At 55.2% G+C, this 15,334-nt stretch carries 15 protein-coding genes; 7 read left to right on the top strand and 8 right to left on the bottom strand.

Translation table 11 applies throughout. The features are described 5' to 3' along the window. Positions 1 to 85: 85 nt before the first annotated feature. Positions 86 to 853: an exodeoxyribonuclease III gene (locus tag R3F64_RS04135; RefSeq protein ID WP_066315746.1), complete on the bottom strand. Its 768-nt coding sequence runs from the start codon at positions 851 to 853 to the stop codon at positions 86 to 88. 138 nt (positions 854 to 991) lie between these two features. On the opposite strand from R3F64_RS04135, the gene pyrE reads away from it, so the two are divergent. Next, on the top strand, positions 992 to 1,657 hold the full coding sequence (gene pyrE / locus R3F64_RS04130; protein WP_332609960.1) for an orotate phosphoribosyltransferase: 666 nt from the start codon (positions 992 to 994) through the stop codon (positions 1,655 to 1,657). A gap of 6 nt (positions 1,658 to 1,663) precedes the next feature. Here the strand turns inward: pyrE and R3F64_RS04125 are convergent, their stop codons facing one another. Beyond that, the gene (locus R3F64_RS04125) at positions 1,664 to 2,134 is read right to left on the bottom strand and encodes a tRNA (cytidine(34)-2'-O)-methyltransferase (protein WP_332609959.1); all 471 of its coding nucleotides are present in this window, start codon (positions 2,132 to 2,134) and stop codon (positions 1,664 to 1,666) included. A gap of 95 nt (positions 2,135 to 2,229) precedes the next feature. Here R3F64_RS04125 and rep point away from each other — a divergent pair, with 95 nt between their 5' ends. Then, positions 2,230 to 4,299 (top strand): DNA helicase Rep, encoded by a 2,070-nt coding sequence (gene rep / locus R3F64_RS04120; protein WP_332609958.1) that lies wholly within the window; start codon positions 2,230 to 2,232, stop codon positions 4,297 to 4,299. Between the two features lie 113 nt (positions 4,300 to 4,412). Here the strand turns inward: rep and R3F64_RS04115 are convergent, their stop codons facing one another. Continuing rightward, entirely contained in the window at positions 4,413 to 4,856 is a 444-nt protein-coding gene (locus R3F64_RS04115) for a c-type cytochrome (protein WP_332609957.1), read from the bottom strand. A gap of 159 nt (positions 4,857 to 5,015) precedes the next feature. After that, positions 5,016 to 5,921 carry a GNAT family N-acetyltransferase gene (locus R3F64_RS04110; protein WP_332609955.1) on the bottom strand — a complete coding sequence of 302 codons (906 nt, stop codon included), beginning with the start codon at positions 5,919 to 5,921 and terminating at the stop codon, positions 5,016 to 5,018. A 90-nt stretch (positions 5,922 to 6,011) separates the two neighbouring features. Here R3F64_RS04110 and R3F64_RS04105 point away from each other — a divergent pair, with 90 nt between their 5' ends. From R3F64_RS04105 to R3F64_RS04095, 3 genes are all read left to right on the top strand, one after another. After that, complete coding sequence (locus R3F64_RS04105) at positions 6,012 to 6,677, top strand: response regulator (protein WP_066315735.1); 666 nt, start codon at positions 6,012 to 6,014, stop codon at positions 6,675 to 6,677. Next, on the top strand, positions 6,674 to 8,089 hold the full coding sequence (locus tag R3F64_RS04100; protein ID WP_332609953.1) for an ATP-binding protein: 1,416 nt from the start codon (positions 6,674 to 6,676) through the stop codon (positions 8,087 to 8,089). The genes R3F64_RS04105 and R3F64_RS04100 overlap by 4 nt, the downstream gene beginning before the upstream one ends. 85 nt (positions 8,090 to 8,174) lie before the next feature. After that, entirely contained in the window at positions 8,175 to 8,774 is a 600-nt protein-coding gene (locus R3F64_RS04095; RefSeq protein ID WP_253023249.1) for a CBS domain-containing protein, read from the top strand. 64 nt (positions 8,775 to 8,838) lie between these two features. Here R3F64_RS04095 and nhaD read toward each other — a convergent pair whose 3' ends face one another. Next, positions 8,839 to 10,305, bottom strand: coding sequence for a sodium:proton antiporter NhaD (nhaD, locus tag R3F64_RS04090; RefSeq protein WP_442908815.1), 1,467 nt, complete (start codon positions 10,303 to 10,305; stop codon positions 8,839 to 8,841). Positions 10,306 to 10,846: 541 nt separating this feature from the next. On the opposite strand from nhaD, the gene R3F64_RS04085 reads away from it, so the two are divergent. Together R3F64_RS04085 and R3F64_RS04080 are read left to right on the top strand one after the other, a co-directional pair. After that, entirely contained in the window at positions 10,847 to 12,238 is a 1,392-nt protein-coding gene (locus tag R3F64_RS04085) for a sigma-54 dependent transcriptional regulator (protein ID WP_332609948.1), read from the top strand. Between the two features lie 39 nt (positions 12,239 to 12,277). Next, positions 12,278 to 13,369, top strand: coding sequence for a transporter (locus tag R3F64_RS04080; protein WP_332609946.1), 1,092 nt, complete (start codon positions 12,278 to 12,280; stop codon positions 13,367 to 13,369). Positions 13,370 to 13,413: 44 nt separating this feature from the next. Here the strand turns inward: R3F64_RS04080 and R3F64_RS04075 are convergent, their stop codons facing one another. The 3 genes from R3F64_RS04075 to R3F64_RS04065 are packed head-to-tail and all read right to left on the bottom strand — an operon-like array spanning position 13,414 to position 15,307. Then, positions 13,414 to 14,124, bottom strand: a complete 711-nt coding sequence (locus R3F64_RS04075) for a hypothetical protein (protein WP_332609945.1) — start codon at positions 14,122 to 14,124, stop codon at positions 13,414 to 13,416. Between the two features lie 15 nt (positions 14,125 to 14,139). Further along, positions 14,140 to 14,844 (bottom strand): C39 family peptidase, encoded by a 705-nt coding sequence (locus R3F64_RS04070; protein ID WP_332609944.1) that lies wholly within the window; start codon positions 14,842 to 14,844, stop codon positions 14,140 to 14,142. Between the two features lie 34 nt (positions 14,845 to 14,878). Further along, positions 14,879 to 15,307, bottom strand: a complete 429-nt coding sequence (locus tag R3F64_RS04065) for a hypothetical protein (protein WP_332609943.1) — start codon at positions 15,305 to 15,307, stop codon at positions 14,879 to 14,881. Positions 15,308 to 15,334 lie beyond the last annotated feature (27 nt).

The raw sequence follows: 15,334 nt of genomic DNA, 5'->3' as shown, positions 1-15,334 counted from the left end.
CGTTAGCCACAACGCCACATGCCGACCCAAGGGTCGGCCTATGACGTGTCAGCTACGGACGGACGGCGACGCGGGAAGTACGCGCCTAAAGCGCCAGGTCGTACTCGACGATCAGCGGGGCGAACTCGGAGAAGGTCGCATCGTAATCGATCCACGCATCGACCACGTGGCGGCGGAAGTTGGGACCGACCAGTTGGTAGTCGATTCGCCAGCCTTCCTGGCGCTCACGGGGAACTTCCTGGTGAAGCTTCGGCCACCAGGTATATTCACCTGCGTCGCGGTTGATTTCGCGGAAGGTGTCGATAAACCCGGTTGGGCCAAGTACCTGATCCATCCAGGCGCGCTCTTCCGGGCGGAAACCCGAGGTGAGCTGATTGTCGGACCAGTTGGCCAGGTCGACGGTCTTGTGGGCAATGTTCCAGGTACCGCAGATGATGTATTCGCGGCGTTTGCGCGACATCTTGGTCAGGTACTCCTGGTATTGATCCATGAACGCCTGTTTGGCTTTTTGGTCGCTCCCGTCGGGCATCAGGAAGGTCGCGATGCTGAAACGGTCATAGTCCGCCTGCAGAAAGCGCCCTTCGTGGTCACACTGGGGGAAGCCAAGGCCGTACATGATCGCCTTGGGGATTTGACGGCAATACAGTGCCACCCCGGAGAAACCATCCTCTTCGGCATCCAGAAAGTAGCCTTCATAGCCTTCCGGATACAGAATATGATCGCTCAATTCAAAACTTTTTGCCTTGATGTTCTGCACGCAGACCACGTCGGCATCCTGCTGAGCCAGCCAGTCCAGGAAGCCACGGTCGACGGCATCACGTATACCATTGACATTAATGCTGGCAATTTTCATAAATCGTCCCTTTTGCGTCGCTGCTGTATGATACCCGACGTTTAGACGTTTGGGTAAATAGACAAACCAAATCTTGCTATTTACCTGCTTTTTATTGTTGCCTTTGCCCCAACTTTTGATCGATAAGGGAAGACCGCCGTGGCCACCACTCTACAACCCTACCAGCGCGATTTCATTGCTTTTGCCATTGAGCAGGGGGTGCTCAAGTTCGGCGAATTCACGCTTAAATCCGGGCGTGTAAGTCCTTACTTCTTCAATGCGGGCTTGTTCCAGACTGGCCGCGCGCTCGCCAAGCTGGGCCGCTTCTATGCCCAGGCGATCGTCGATAGCGGCCTTGAGGCCGATGTGCTGTTTGGCCCGGCGTACAAGGGCATTCCCCTGGCGGCGGTAACTGCCGCGGCCCTGGCGGACCACCACGACCGCGACATCCCCTACGCCTTTAACCGCAAAGAGGCCAAAAGCCACGGGGAAGGCGGCAACATTGTCGGCGCACCGCTTGCCGGTGATATTCTGATTATCGACGACGTGATTACCGCAGGCACCGCTATACGCGAGGTAATGAGCCTGATCGAGCAGAATGGTGCTCGCGCAGGGGGCGTGATCATTGCTCTGGACCGTCAGGAGCGTGGCCAGGGCGAACAGAGCGCAATTCAGGAAGTGCAGGCTCAGTACGGCATGCCGGTGGTCAGCATCGTGACGCTTGAGCAGGTGCTTACCTATCTTGAAGAGCATGCCGGTGGCGAGATGCTGGCCTACGCCGAAGCCGTTCGGGCTTATCGTGACCGCTACGGAATTGCCGACTAAACGGCGCTAACGTGACAGGGCGCCCGCATAGTCTTGCTGGCGCCACGCCTCATAGCTCACGATAGCCACCGCGTTGGAGAGATTGAGGCTGCGGTTATTGGGCTGCATGGGAATGCGCAGCTTTTGCTGGGCAGGCAACGCCGCGTGAACCTCGGGCGAGAGCCCGGCGGTTTCCGAGCCGAACAGCAGCACATCGCCTGGCGCATAGGGAGCGTCGCTATGGGCGCGGGTGCCTTTCGTGGTGATTGCCCAGATGGTGCGTCCCTGCATGGCGCTTTGAAAGGCGCTAAAATCAGCATGGCGCGTCACATTGGCAAGATCACGGTAGTCCAGCCCGGCCCGGCGCAGCTTTTTCTCTTCCAGGTCGAAGCCCAGCGGCTCGATCAGATGTAATCGGCAGCCATTGTTGGCCACCAGGCGCATGATATTGCCCGTATTGGGCGCCATCCGTGGTTCAAATAAAGCGACTTCAAACATTAACACCTGCCTATTGTTAGCCCATTATGCGTCTACCCAGCGCCGCTGATTATAATCGAAACCGCCCTGCAACACTTTAGAGGTTACCCGTCGCCATGACGCCCCAGCCGCCAAAGAGCATCCTTAGCCGCATTAACGGGCTCAATCCGCGCCAGCAGGAAGCCGTGCGCTATATCGATGGGCCCTGCTTGGTCCTGGCAGGGGCAGGCTCCGGCAAAACCAGCGTGATTACCACCAAAATCGCTTACCTGGTGCAGGAATGCGGCATGAGCGCGCGCAAAATCGCCGCGGTGACCTTTACCAACAAGGCCGCCCGGGAGATGAAAGAGCGCGTCGGGCAAATGCTGCACGGCAAGGAAGGCCACGGACTGACGGTTTCCACCTTCCACACCCTGGGGCTGAACATCATCCGCGGTGAGCTGAAAACCCTGGGCTACAAACCCGGCTTTTCGCTCTTCGACCCGGAGGATGCCAAGGCGCTGCTGCGCGATTTGATGAATAAAGACGCCCAGGTAGACGCCGAACAGATCAACGCCGTGCAGAGCAAAATCTCCCAGTGGAAAAACGACCTGATGCTGCCAAGCGATGCGCTGTCGTTTGCGGCGGATGACGACGAGCACTTTGCCGCACGGGTCTACGAAGCCTATGTTCGCCATCTGAAAGCCTATAACGCGGTGGATTTTGACGACCTGATTCTGCTGCCGGTGGTCCTGCTGCAGCGCGACCCGGAAGCCCTGGCCCGCTGGCGGCGCAAGATCCACTACATGCTGGTGGATGAGTATCAGGACACCAATGTGTCCCAGTACCTGCTGGTGAAACTACTGATGGCCGAACGGGCCACCTTTACCGTGGTGGGCGACGATGACCAGTCGATTTATGCCTGGCGTGGTGCCCGGCCGGAAAACCTGATTACCCTGGGCGAAGACTTCCCGCGCCTGAAGGTGATCAAGCTGGAGCAGAACTACCGCTCCACCGGCACGATCCTGCGCGCCGCCAACACGCTGATTGCCTATAATCCCCACGTCTACGAAAAAACCCTGTGGTCGGAGATGGGCGATGGCGCCTCCATTCGAGTCATCGTCAATCGCCACGAGGAAGCCGAAGCGGAGCGAGTCGCCAGCGAAATGTTTACCCGGCGGATCAAGGAAAAAGCCGAATGGCGGGACTTTGCCGTGCTTTACCGGGGTAACTTCCAGGCCCGGCTGCTGGAGTTAAAGCTGCAGCATTACCAAATCCCCTACAAGCTGTCCGGCGGCACGTCGTTTTTCTCGCGCAACGAGATCAAGGACACCATGGCCTATCTGCGGCTGCTGATTAATCCCGCCGACGACAACGCCTTTTTACGCATCGTGAACGTGCCGCGCCGTGAAATAGGTCCCGGTACCGTCGAGAAACTTGCCAACTACGCCACCGAGCGCTCGATTTCGCTGTTTGCCGCCTGCCATGAGCTCGGCCTGGAGCAGGTTCTGCCCACCCGGGCGGTGGAGCGCCTGTCGCGCTTTACCCACTTTATCGATGGCGTGCGCAAGCGTATGGACCAGGGCGATGCCATTGCCGCGATTCGCGACATGTTGCGGGACATGGATTACGAGGCGTGGCTGTACCAAAACGCCAGCGCGCCGACTGTCGCCGAGCGACGCATGGCCAACGTGTGGATATTGATCGACCAACTGGAAAAATCGCTCAACCGCGACCCGGAAGACGATACAGCGTCCGAAGCCACCGAAACCGATAGCGTGGAAGCGGCGATATCACGCCTGGTGCTGCGCGATATTCTGGAGCAACAGGCGGAAGAAGACGACTCCGACCGGGTGCAACTGCTCACCATGCACGCCTCCAAAGGGCTGGAGTTCCCCCACGTTTATCTGATGGGCCTGGAAGAGGATCTGTTGCCCCACCGCAATGCCATTGAAATGGGCACAGTGGAAGAAGAACGTCGCCTGGCCTACGTAGGCATTACCCGCGCGCGGCGCACGCTGACATTGACGCTTGCCCGCCAGCGCAAGGCCTACGGCGAGTTGATGGACTGCCAGCCCAGCCGCTTCCTGGAAGAATTGCCTGCTGACGATCTGGAATGGGAAGGCCGCGCCGATAAGGAAGACCCGGAGAAAAAGCAGGCCCGGGGGCAGGATGCCATTGCGGGGCTACGGTCTTTACTTGGCTGAGGTGTCCGTTAAACCAGAAGTACGAGCGCGTGTTCAGCGCTTATAAATTATCCACAGGCGTTCAGTGACAACCGCTTGTGGACAATTCAAATACGCACAAGGAGCAACCCCGTTTATTCAGCCTCAGCGACCATGTAGTCGACAACCGCCTGGATTTCTTCATCGGAAGCACTACTGCCACCGCGTGCCGGCATGGCACCTTTACCCTCATACACGCTTTGATAGAGAGCCTCAGTGCCTTGCTCGATACGGGATGCCCACGCCTCGGAGTCCCCTAGCCCCGGTGCTCCCGCCGCACCGCTATCGTGGCACGCCGCACAGCCGACGCTGCTATACAGCGAGGCACCATCCAACTCACCATCACCGCTTTCCGCATTGGTTTCGGCTTCTGCTTGCGCCGCTTGGGTGCCACAGTCCTGGCCCTGTAAACAAACGCTACCTACCGGCGCCAGCCGCTCCGCAATCGCCTCCCGGGAGGCATCAGCGACGGCACCCGACCCGCTCAGCATGGCAACCCCAAGTGCAACAAGACCTTTTGCTATCTGCTTAACGTTCACTCGCACCACCTCTAATTTATTATTGTCGGCGTCTGGGCGGCTGAAGATCAAAGGCTACCAATACGCCTACTTAATGAATATTAGCAGTATAGTGGTAATTCAAAGTGCCACAAAACCCACCACGCCTACCGGGTCAACGCGGCAACGACGCCTTGACGGCTAGCCGCGCCAGGCCATGACGTACTGCTTTGCATATTCGCTGAAGCCAGCGTGCCTGTAGAGGTTAAATGCCGGCAGGTTTTCATGATCCACCGAAAGCAATAGCTCCAATGCACCCGCCTGCTGGGCGAGGGCCAAGGCATGGTTGAGAATATGGCCGCCCAAACCACGACGTCGCCACTCAGGCACCAGTCCCATCAGCATCAGCTCCCAACGGTTAATCTCGCTCCGCGGTGCCAACAGCAAGGCGCCGATGGGCGACGGCGATTCATCCACATACAGCGCATGCCAGTGAACGGGTGCGTGGTGGTCTTGCCCGTAGAAACCAGCCAGTAAGTCGTTGACCGATAAGATGTCGCGTAATCCACGACAGTCCAGCGAGTCATGCCCAACCGCGGTCATCAACGCATGCTCCTGAGCCGCTGTCAGTCGATCCCATGGTGCCCAATGCAGTTGGGTGAACGGCGCCGCGGCAGGAAAGCGCTGGCCCACGCCCGCTTTCAAACAGCGCAGCGATACGAGCGGCTGCATGCCATGGGCGATCAATTGCGCTCGCTGGTGGGTCGCTTCTGGGTTTAGCTCAATGTGACAAAGCGTTAAACGTTGCTGCATGACCCAATGCCGCGCCGTCTCGATCAACGCGCTTATTTGCTCACCTTGCGCATTGGGTAGCCACAACTGCGCCATATTCTGTGGCAGCCGCTGTACCCAAACAACGCCGTTGATACGCCCTCTATCCAGGCTTACCCATAAGCTCTGCCAAGCCGTTTCCGGTTCCTTCAGCATCGGCTTTAGCGCCTCGGTCAATGCTTTCTGTCCCTTCGAAGACTGCGATTTGGCCAGATGCAGAAGTGCCTCGCGGCGATGTTCAGGCGGGCATAGGATAATCTTTGAGGTATGTGCCATAGACGCTACTATCGTTGTCATCCATTGTGTTTATATGACCATCGTATTCATCTGAATAGGTAAACTCACCCAAGGACACCATCCCTCATCATGCGCATCCTACTGGTAGAGGACGATTCAAGTTTAGCGTCTGGAATACGCCTGGCGCTTAAACCTGAAGGGTACACGGTTGACCATCTCAGCGATGGGGTGAGTGCCCGCTCAACGCTGCTGGAAGGGATGCCCTTCGATGCCGTGATACTCGACCTGGGGTTACCCCGCCTGGATGGCGTCGACGTGCTCAAAGCCGTGAGACGGGAAGGTAACCAGGTACCCATCCTGGTGCTGACCGCCCGTGATGCGGTCGATGAGCGAATTGCTGGCCTCGACGCCGGCGCCGATGATTACTTGATCAAACCGTTCGATGTCACCGAGCTTACTGCCCGGTTGCGCGCTTTATTAAGACGCAGCCATGGGCAGGCACGCTCGCTGCTGGAGTGTCAGGGGATACGCTTTGATCCGGTCACTCTCAAGGTAAGTTATCAAGGACAAGAGGTGTCACTTTCACGCCGCGAACTGACGCTGTTGCAGGAATTCATGAGTCACCCTGGACGTGTGTTCACACGCGACACCTTAACCCAGTTGGTGTACGGATGGGATGAGGATGTCGAAAGTAATGCCATTGAAGTCCATATTCATCATTTGAGGCGCAAGTTTTTTCCCCATGTCATACGTACCGTACGTGGCATCGGTTACGTGATGGATAACCCCGAATGAGCTCGATTCAATACCGCACCCTCACCTTGGTGCTCCTGGTCTTTGGCATCAGTACGCTGGTGATCGGGGTGATCAGCTACCGCTATGCCGCGCATCAAATAAGCGAGCTTTCAGATGCTCGACTTGCACAACATGCCCGGCTTCTCGAAGGCATGGCGCAAGCGTCCAGACTGGGTGATGATCGCAAAACGATGCTGAGCAATATTGAAAACGCATTACAGCAGACCGAATCGGCCGATTCGCCCTACGGACACCGCTACTCAAGCCAGCTCGCCTTCCAGCTGTGGGAAAACGATCAGCTATTGCTAGGTTCCTCAAATGCGCCCGATATCCCCCTCCGCCAGCAGGATACGGGCTATGCGGACCTCACCATTGATCAACAGGCATGGCGGATTTATGTCTTGAAGCAGTCAGAGACTAATCAACGAATCGTCGTCGCCGAACGCGAAAACAGCCGCGGTGAGTTGAGTCGTTCGGTCGCCCTGCGCACCTTATTACCTGAGCTGATAGGCTTGCCCCTGGTCGCCTTGCTGTTGTGGTGGTGTATTGGCTGGGGGTTAGCGCCATTGTCGCGAATGGCCGAGCAGACACGGACCCGCGGCCCCCAAAACCTTCAGCCTCTATCACTTACGTCACTGCCTCAAGAGTTAGCCCCGATCGCCAGCGCGTTAAATCAATTACTGGCGCGTATCCGTCAGATACGCACCCGCGAAGAGCGCTTTATCGCTGATGCTGCCCACGAATTACGTACGCCACTCGCCGTACTGGACCTGCACGCGCAAAATGCGTTGAGCGCCCATAGCCATGAAGACCGTAAAGAGGCGCTTGATCACCTGCGCGACGGCGTTACCCGCGCTACACGAGTGGTCAGCCAGCTGCTTGCCCTGGCTCGTCTGGCGCCGGAAACCGAGATACAGCGCCACTACCGTCCAGCCAACTTGCTCATCGAAGCACGTGAAACCCTCGCTGAACTCTCGCCGCTAGCCGCCGAACGCCAACAGCAGGTAACCCTGCATGCCGATGAAGCGCTGGACTGGCAGATGGAAGCAGAGCCCGGTGCCATTGAAACCGTGTTGCAGAATATTGTGGGTAACGCTTTCCAGCACACACCCACTAACGGTGTTATCGACATCGCCTTAACCGCTACCGCTCATCACGTCACAATCTGCGTGGATGACCAGGGGCCCGGCATCCCAGAACAGGCATACTCAAAGGTGAGAGAACGCTTCCAGCGTGCAGGGCCTGGCGCCGGGGCAGGCTTGGGGCTATCCATCGTTGACCGTGTCGTTAAACGCCACAACGGTGAGTTCACCATGACCAGCGCACCCCAAGGAGGACTGCGCGTATGCATTACACTTCAGCGTTTTCCTTCTCGCCACGGAATGACCTTGATTGCCCCCGGCGATTCTTAAGGTTGTCATAAGAATACCGTGCAAATGTGACGTAACGGCAGGACATCTGTTGTTTGCCAATACATCACTTAACGCAGGTACTCTGATGAACCAGATAATCTTTTCCCCCAAACCTTTAATCCAACTGGGGTCAACGCCAACGCTGGTTGTCCCGAAGAAGCCGTCGTTATCGCCACAAAGCCCGGCTATCAGCGTTCTGACCGATTTTAGCCAGGTACGCCCCCAATGGGTTGATAGCGATACCCCGGTTGATCAGGCCCACCAAAAGATGCGCGATGCGGGAGTGCGGTTATTGTTTGTCATGGATAGCCATGAGCACTGTATTGGAGTGATCACGGCCAAAGAGATCATTGGCAAGCGGCGGATCAATATCGCCATGCAACAACGCCAACTGAGTCAAGAGGACATCACGGCCGAAATGATCATGACGCCCTGGCACAAATTAAGCGCTATGCCACTTAACCAGCTCTCGTCGCTGAGCATCGAGGATTTGGTGATATCGATGGAGAGCTTTACAGATCAGCATTTGCTGATTATTGAACATGATGACCACCACAACCCCAGCATTCGAGGCATCATTTCAGCCAGCGATATTCAAGCGGCGATCGGTAAGACGATCAATACCATCCCGAGGGCACAAAGCTTTGCGGATATCTGCCACGTCATAACAGGCCACGATATTTAAGCAACACAGCTTTCATTCTCCCGCCCGCGCGTGTCAACGCACGGGCGGTTGTATTGATACGGGGCTAAAACAACCCGGCATTTAACCAAAGGTGGGTAAGAATACTGGCGATATAGCCCAGCATGATGGCTGGCGCCCAACGCAGATGACGAGCAAAGGTATAAATACCCCTGGCCTGTCCCATCAGGGCCACGCCCGCGGCAGAGCCCATGGATAGCAGACTGCCCCCAACACCTGCCGTCAGCGTGATCAGTAGCCAGTTGCCCAACGACATGTCCGGTTCCATCGAAAGCACCGCGAACATCACCGGGATGTTGTCCACCACTGCGGAAATCAACCCCAATACCACGTTGGCCCACACCGGATTCCAACTGCCGTATAGAGTCTCCGACAGCAGGCCGAGATAGCCGATAAAGCCCAGGCCGCCCACACACATCACCACGCCGTAGAAAAACAGCAGCGTGTCCCACTCTGAGCGGGCAATCCGGCTGAAGATATCGAAGGGAACAACACCGCCCAGTTGCTCGAGTTTTTTCCAATCGCCGCGGCGGGAATAGCGCTCACGCTTGCGCTCCAGGGAGCGCGGCAAGCTGCGGCGCAGATAGTAACCAAAGAACTGCAGCAGACCCAGACCGAACATCATGCCCATGGCAGGCGGCAAGTGCAGCACAGAGTGGCAGAGCACCGAAATCGCCACGGTGACCAGGAACAGCACGACAATACGCCGCGCGCCGCGCTTCAACCATACGTTTTCCGACAATGCTTCAGGTTTTCGATTGCGAATAAAGCAACTCATGATCACCGCTGGCACCATGAAGTTGACGATTGACGGCACCAGCAACTGGAAGAAATCACCAAAGGCAACCTGGCCAGCCTGCCAGACCATCAGCGTCGTGATATCGCCGAAGGGACTGAAGGCGCCCCCCGCATTGGCGGCCACCACCACGTTAATACAGCAAAGGCTGATAAACCGATCATCGCCCTCGGCCACTTTCAGCACCACGGCACACATCAGCATCGCCGTGGTCATGTTGTTGGCAATCGCCGAAATACCGAATGCCAGGATGCCGGTAATCCAGAACAGGCTACGGTAGCTAAACCCCTTGCGCACCAGCCATGCGCGCAGAGCGTCAAACACCCGCCGCTCTTCCATGGCGTTGATATAGGTCATCGCCACCAGCAAGAACAAGAGGAGTTCTGTGTATTCCAGCAGCGTTTCACGAAATGCCGTTTCCGCCTCTTGAGGCAATCCCGCCTGGACGTATACCCAAGCCACCAATGCCCAGATCAAACCAGCAGCCACCAATACTGGCTTTGATTTGCGCATGTGCAAAAGCTCTTCAGCCATGACTAACGCATAGGCGAGCACAAATATGGCCACAGATAAGATACCGGCGATAGAACGGGTTAGGTCGAGCGACCCGGCAGCGGCATAAGATAAGGAAGGTACAACGAGGCAGCAGAATGCAAACAACAGGCACATCGCTCGGCGGCTATAGCGCCCGGCGATGTGGTAATCGGGTGGTTTCATGGCGAAGAAGTCCCTGCGGTAGAACGGAGGAAGGAATAAACCGCCATAATAATAAGCCGACTAATAGAATGGAGCAATGCAACATTGCAGTCAACGAAGCGTAACGGGTAGGTCAGCAGGATAAGATGCTTCGTTTGGTCGATGACATGGGTCAGGAACTCAAGTGCAGGTACCATTTTATTAATGAACCCGACGTTCCTTTTACTCTTCCAGGATAGCAAAATTTGCTATAACGCTTTGTTAAAAAATATCTTTAATGTAAGTACTGAGAAATCTCATACTTTTACCCCTCTCTTTAACACACTGTAACTTGACTTTACATTCCTCCAGGATCGACCAACACTAATCACACCCCAGCCTGCGATAGTGTCGTATGTTAGAAATCCTCACCCATTCATTCTCCGCCTAAAACTTGAAAAGGGTGCTTTCTATCGGGGCTTGAAAAATGATGATGCGCGGTTGCAACGCCGTCGCAAAAATTTGCCTTACGCAGGGCCTGATCACTATTAGCAGTGGTTGCCAGCAACCACGAGGTAACGTCATGATCGAGCCAACCAGGCAGCTCATAACAGCCGGAAACACGACGTTTCTTCAGAACACCGTAAAACAGCTTTTAGGGTATGGCTGGTCAATTAACCATGCTGTTAATGCTCATAAAGCAATAGAATTGCTCGACAATAAGCCTTGTCGAGTTGGCTTGATGGCTATCGATCCATCAACATCCATCCTTCCTTTGGAAATCGATAGTAGCCCCCGGCTGGCAGACATCTCTTGGGTAGCCATTATCGAACGTAATGGTTTAAGTCACGAGAAGACTCGCGAGCGGATTTTTAATACTTGTTATGCCTATCAGGTCCATCCCGTCGATGCGAGAAAACTCGATACCTTGATGGAGAGTGCACTGGCAATGGCCAACCTCAAAGGCACTCCCCCCATCCCGACACTTTCCTGTGTGGACGATGAATATCGTATCGTCGGCGATAGCCCGACCATGCAACTGCTCTATCGAACGATCGCCAAAGTGGCTACTACCAGTGCACCTGTGCTGATTACAGGAGAGTCGGGCACGGGAAAGGAACTAACGGCTCATGCCATTCATACCCATTCACCCAGACGCCATGGCCCATTTAACGTTGTCAATTGTGGCGCTCTACCCTCCGGTCTTATCCAGTCAGAACTCTTTGGGCATGAGAAAGGAGCCTTCACTGGGGCTAATCAGCGCAAGGTCGGCATCATAGAGAATTCACAGGGAGGTACTCTGTTTCTCGACGAGATCGGGGATCTGCCGCTGGATTTACAAGTCAACCTGCTTCGCTTTCTGGAAAACCTCAAAGTGCTTCGAGTCGGTGGGCTTAAAGAGATCCCTGTCGATGTCAGGGTGTTGGCCGCCACCCACGTCGACCTTGATGAGGCCGTTAGCAGGGGGGATTTTCGTGAAGATCTCTATCATCGGCTCAATGTGCTTCAAGTCAGGGTACCGGCGCTGAGAGAACACCCTGAAGACATCGAAGCCCTGGCCCACTTTTTCTTCCAGAAGTTCTCGACCGAAAAACCAACCCGAGTCGGTGGATTCAGCCACGAATGTATCACTGTCATGCGTCAGCATCACTGGCCAGGCAACATCCGCGAACTGGTCAACCGGGTTAGACGTTCCATGGTCATGTGCGAGCACCGGCTCATTACACCTGCCGATATGGGGCTGGAAAGGCGACATGGACTTTTCCGGGATGTTGATACCCTTCAGCAGGTTCGCGATGCGGCAGAGTTCGAGGCCATCAGGGCCGCCCTGGCACGCAACAGACACAATGTGCTGCGTGCATCGCTCGAACTGGGTGTCTCACGCGTCACCTTATATCGATTAATCGAAAAGCACGGTATCGAAAAGAATGGCTGTCCCGACGAACGGCAATCGATCCATGCCTCCTCCCGCTAGGACGAGGCACTACGCAAAAAAGAAAAAAGGAAAGAAACCATGACTCCACGTGGCACTAACATCCTCTATACCGCCGGCTTGGCATCTTTTATCAGTTGTACACCGGTGCTGGCTCAACAGACAACCGAGGACTCACAGGTCCAACCCGTTGGACAGGGGCCCGACCAGCAGGAGATGCAGCCAGACGTCCAGGCAATGGCGGAATATGGAGGCGTCTTGACCCCCAAGGGCAGGTTGGTTCTGGAGCCCGAATTCCAGTACTCTCACGAGAGCATTAACCGAACGACCTTCGAGGGTATCGAAGTATTGAGCACCCTGCTGATCGGGGTGTTTACCGCACAGGATGTCGACCGTGATAGCTATACGGCCTCTCTGACGGGACGGCTGGGTTTTACCGACCGCCTGGAACTCGAGATGAAAGTGCCCTACGTCTATCGGGATGAGTCGAACCGTGTCACGGTCTCGGAAGTTAATCCCGATTTTACCTTGAACCGTGAGTTATCTAATAATGCGCTGGGCGATATCGAATTAGCCGCCCACTACCAGTTGAACCGTGGCCTGAATGGTATGCCCTACTTCATCGGTAATCTGCGCTACAAGAGCACCACCGGTGAAGGCCCCTTCGATATTCGTCGTAACAGCGCCGGCACCCCATTGGAATTAACCACCGGCACCGGCTTTCATTCCTTCGAGCCCAGCCTCACCATGCTGGTCCCCTCGGCGCCCGCTGTCTATTTCGCTAACCTTGGCTATGTCTTCAATCTTGAAGATGATGTCAATCAGCAAGTTACTCAAGATGATGACGACCTGATCATAGATGAGGTAGATCCCGGAGATACCATTCGATTGAGTTTCGGCATGGCCTACTCAATCAATCCAAAAACGTCCTTTACGCTGGGCTACAAAAACGACTTCATCGGCGAGACGACAACGAAGTTTGTCAATAATAGTACCGGCAACACGGTTAAGGTCAGCTCAAACACCCTGAACGTTGGCTCCCTGCTACTCGGGTGGTCCTACCAGCTGAACCCGGATGTCTCGCTCAACCTGGGCCTGGAATTGGGTATCACCGATGATGCACCGGATACTACCCTGACACTACGCATGCCTATCGGCATGGGTATTTTTTAGCTGAAGGAAGAAACTCGACAGCTGCCTCATCGGCAGCTGTCGTATCAGCGCAGGATACCTGCAAAGGAATCAACAATCGCAGCCCGTTGCCTGGCAACCTTCAATGCTCCAATGTTGTTGAGTTGAACATCAACATCGATCCGCTGCTGTATACTCCGTCCAGAAGCGTTGCTCACTACGCCACTGACGATGGCGTCACGAGTGATATTTTGCAAGGCTGCCGTAAAGCCTTTGGCATCGCTCAAGGTAACGCCAGAAAAACCCGCCAGACCCGATAGATCTAGGCCTCTCGGTGTCATATCAGTGACGAGCAATCCCGTACCAGGCCCCACCTGACTGACTGAACCAGAAGGGGCGCGAAATGTCTGGGACACAACGTCGACGCCCGCCCTGGTGAAGTTGACAACCGACACCAGCTCAATGCTGTTATCGATCAGGGTCTGTAGCCTGGCCCCGAAGTCCACATCGAGCCCACCAAGACTGAATCCCGCTCGCAATTGATCGAGCTCTATCTCTGCAATAACGACGCCTCGACTAAATTCATCATTTACAGCCAATGAGGATACAACCTCAGTGTAAAGACTCACGGGTACTGGATAACCTGAAGAAGCTTCCCAATGGCTACTTGATGATTCTGACGCTGCATTGCTTGCCGGTGGGGAAGCTGCCCCAGTGCCGGTCGCGGCTATCATCAGCGCTGCACCGATCCATCGCCCGCCCCTTCGCCTCAGCATGGTGCTTGATTGAGATGGCATTTTCGTATTTCCTCATCATCGACCCATCTCATTTCTGGCGGGAAGGGTCAGCAGACTGGCACCTAGGCTTGAACGGTTCACTCCTACCGACAGAGGTGAATCGGGGCGCACGGCCCAATCCTGCTCGTTATTGAAGTTTTTCCGGGCAATCTCGATTTCCTCGCGCACGCCCAGAACCGTTCCGTCCCACAGCGATTCGAAATGATCCTTGGGCACCACCTGGGTACCTGCCGCGGGATCCCCAATCAGAATATTATTGGCATCCACACCCTTTACAACCACAAAATGCTTGTAACCCGCCGTGTTCACCATCGTAATGGCGGGCACACCAATGCGAATAAAGTCATCCAGGCTGATTCTGAACCCATCGGAGTTGAGCCCCTGAGCATCCAGATATCGCTTCATGTCCAACATGGAAAAGCCATGTCGCTGGATCTGCTCGGCATCCCCGGCTCGAATCATGCTTTCAAACACCTCTGCTTCTGAGGTCTCACGCTGATAATGAAACGTCAGCAAGGTCGCAACAGACGCAGAACCACAGCTGAAATCGTATTGCTGGCGAACCACTCTGTCCCAACCCTTTTCCTGCAGACTCTGGGCCTCGACCTGAAAACTACCGAAACGATTGAATATGGCGACCTGTCCGGCATGGGCAACCATCACGTTGCCAACAAGAAAGAGTGACGCCATGCCACTGCAAAGTTTTCTATCTAGTTTCATGGCCATCATTCCTTGTGGAAAACCCGATCAAGGCTCAGTTGGCAATAAAGACACTGATGCCTACGGCATTGTTGATGGAATTCCCATTACCCGTCACGGCACTGAAAATGCCTGTTCCGCTATAGCTCCCCAAGGCATCAGAAGCAAAGCTGATATTGCCTGAGACCATATTTCCGCCAATATTGAAGGAGGTATCTGTCACCGATGCTTTCATGTTCTGGATGCTTTTTACCGTATTGAAATTGACGATCGCCTCACCTTCTCTTGCCCTCGCCCTATCCATTTCCTCGATATCCATCCGTTGCATCGCTTCAAAACCATTGCTGTTAAGCACATGACTATCGTCGGCCTGACTCTCTGTCATTCCCAGGAAGGTCATTAAAGAAACGAGCGTAATGACGATCAGCGTACGCTGAGGACAAAGTAACTCGGATTGAATTGAACTGACTGAAGACTCCTTCATGGCATTGGCTCCCGGCACCCTATCCAT

Source organism: Halomonas sp. 5021, from assembly GCF_036663435.1.
GTDB classification, from domain to species: Bacteria; Pseudomonadota; Gammaproteobacteria; order Pseudomonadales; family Halomonadaceae; genus Vreelandella; species Vreelandella janggokensis.
Note: the sequence above shows the minus strand (reverse complement) of the source record. Positions and strands in the feature narration are given on the sequence as shown.